The organism is Deltaproteobacteria bacterium (assembly GCA_030690165.1).
In the GTDB taxonomy this organism is placed as follows: domain Bacteria; phylum Desulfobacterota; class GWC2-55-46; order UBA9637; family UBA9637; genus JACRNJ01.
In genome coordinates, this window is record JAUYHF010000032.1 from 1 (window position 1) to 2,571 (window position 2,571).

The window sequence follows — 2,571 nt, forward strand, 5'->3', positions numbered from 1 at the left end:
ATCCATGGAGGAGATTGAACTACAGTAAACATGCTGACAGATATAAAGATATAAACAAAAAAGAATTGAGGGAGGCTGATACATAAAACAGGACATTTCTATTTTGGTAAGAATAGGACATTTCTATTTTGGCTTTACAGATGATAATTTTCTTGATGACTTTTCCCATCTTTTCTGATAAGTTTTTTCTACGGCTATAATCATCTTTCTGGCGTGGCTGCTGGCATTTTAGGGATTGAGGTCTGTTGCTCAAACTTATTTCAGATAAAGAAAAAGGATAAAACATGCTAAAACTCTACGACACAACTTTGAGGGACGGCACACAGGCAGAGGATATAAATTTCTCTGTTGAGGATAAGGTGCGGATTGCCCAAAAATTAGATGAGCTTGGCATCCACTATATTGAAGGGGGATGGCCCGGCTCGAATCCCAGGGATATACAGTTTTTCAAAGAGATGAAGTCTGTGAAGCTCGTCTCTGCCATGCTTGTTGCATTCGGAAGCACGAGGAGGGCAGGGACAAAGGCAAAGGACGACGCCAATATAAAGGCGCTTTTAAAGGCAGGCGCCGGCGCTATAACTCTTTTTGGAAAAAGCTGGGACCTGCATGTGAAAGAGGCCTTAAAGATAACTCCCGATGAGAACCTTGATCTCATATACGATTCCCTTGCCTATCTGAAAGAGAGGGTGGAGGAGCTATTTTACGATGCCGAGCATTTCTTTGACGGATACAAGGCAAACCCTGAATATGCCCTGAAAACCCTCAAGGCTGCGCAGGAGGGCGGCGCAGACTGTATTGTTTTGTGCGACACAAACGGCGGCACTTTGCCTGATGAACTGGTGGAGATATTCAGGGATGTGAAGCGCCATATAAATGCGCCCCTTGGCATCCATGCGCATAATGATTCAGAGACTGCTGTTGCAAATTCCATTCTTGCAGTAAAGGAAGGGGCTGTGCAGGTGCATGGCACAATAAACGGATTCGGCGAGAGGTGCGGAAATGCCAATCTCTGCTCCATTATCCCGAATCTTAAATTAAAGATGGGCATAGACTGCATAGACTCTGAGCAATTGAGAAGGATCAGGGAGACGGCGAGGTTTGTCTATGAGATGGCAAATCTGCCTCATAATAAGCATCAGGCTTATGTGGGCGACAGCGCCTTTGCGCACAAGGCCGGCGTGCATGTAAGCGCGGTATCGAGAAAGGCAGAGACATACGAGCATATAAAGCCAGAGCTTGTCGGCAACCACCAGAGGGTTTTAATATCTGACCTTTCAGGCAGGGCTAATATCCTGTATAAGGCGCAGGAATTCGGCATTGACATAAAGAGCAAAGACCCCATTGTCCAGAATATACTAAAAACCCTTAAAGAACTTGAGCATCAGGGCTTCCAGTATGAAGGCGCAGAGGCGTCATTTGAGCTGCTCATCCATAAGGCAATGAAGGTACGGAAACGTTATTTCAGGCTCCTCGGTTTCAGAGTGATTGATGAAAAGAAGAAAGAGGGCGAGCCGCCTCATACAGAGGCCACAATAAAACTTGAAGTGGACGGCAAGGTTGAGCATACAGCAAGCGAAGGCAATGGCCCTGTGAATGCCCTTGATAATGCGCTCAGAAAGGCTCTGGAGAAGTTTTATCCCGGGATCAAGGATGTGGAACTCCTTGACTTCAAGGTCAGGGTTCTGAGGGCAGGGGAGGGGACTGCGGCATCTGTAAGGGTTTTGGTGGAGTCAGGCGACGGAAAGGAAAAATGGGGGACTGTTGGCGTATCCGAAAATGTGATTGAGGCAAGCTGGCAGGCGCTTGTTGACAGCCTTGAATATAAACTCTATAAAGATGAAAAGTGAAGCCTCAAACGAGGAAAGAAGAGGGGCTAATACAACCCCCCTCCTTGTAATAGCCGTATTCCTTGTGGTGATTTATTTTACGAGAGGGTTTTATATACCTGACAATCCAGCGCCAGCCGCTTCTACCCCTCCTGTTGAAAAAACCGTCTTTGAAATAGAGGATTCTTCCGGCTTCAGCAAGGTCTATACATCTCCGAAAGATATATCACCTAAAGATGCAATGGCAATGGCCGGCGAACCCCCCTTTACTAAAGGGAAAATGGAGTTAAGGTATGCTGATACTATAATTAAAACCGGCTCAAAGATTACGATAAACAAAGATGGTTCAGCCCAAATAGGTCAGATGAGCGGAGAAAAGCATATTGTTTTTTCCATTCCTCTGGATATAAACAGGGCCACTATACAGGACTTTGAGGCGCTCCCCGGCATTGGCCCAAAACTTGCCCTGGAGATTGTGGAGACAAGAGAAAAGTTTGGAGATTTTAAAACAATTGACGACCTCAAAAAAGTAAAAGGGATAGGTGATAAGAAGTTCAGAAAGATAAGGGATAAACTAATTTCTTAACTTACCCATCACCCGCCCAAGGGTAATGTCAATTATTATGTGTCAGTAAGAAAGGGGTATTAGTTCCCTCCTTTTTGTTTTCATAGGTAAATACAGCATACAGTATTCTTTCCATACTCGTTCTGTCGCTGAACACACCCATAGGTCTTGTCCTTCTCC

At 45.2% G+C, this 2,571-nt stretch carries 2 protein-coding genes; both read left to right on the forward strand.

All coding sequences use genetic code 11. The features are described from left to right. The first annotated feature begins 284 nt into the window (after positions 1-284). Positions 285-1,847, forward strand: a complete 1,563-nt coding sequence (cimA, locus tag Q8P28_05665; protein ID MDP2682279.1) for a citramalate synthase — start codon at positions 285-287, stop codon at positions 1,845-1,847. Beyond that, on the forward strand, positions 1,837-2,412 hold the full coding sequence (locus Q8P28_05670; protein MDP2682280.1) for a ComEA family DNA-binding protein: 576 nt from the start codon (positions 1,837-1,839) through the stop codon (positions 2,410-2,412). The genes cimA and Q8P28_05670 overlap by 11 nt, the downstream gene beginning before the upstream one ends. Positions 2,413-2,571 lie beyond the last annotated feature (159 nt).

Bases quoted from the DNA above. Each gene is read 5' to 3' on its own strand.
- cimA (MDP2682279.1), top strand. From the start codon at position 285: ATGCTAAAACTCTACGACACAACTTTGAGGGACGGCACACAGGCAGAG.
- Q8P28_05670 (MDP2682280.1), top strand. From the start codon at position 1,837: ATGAAAAGTGAAGCCTCAAACGAGGAAAGAAGAGGGGCTAATACAACC.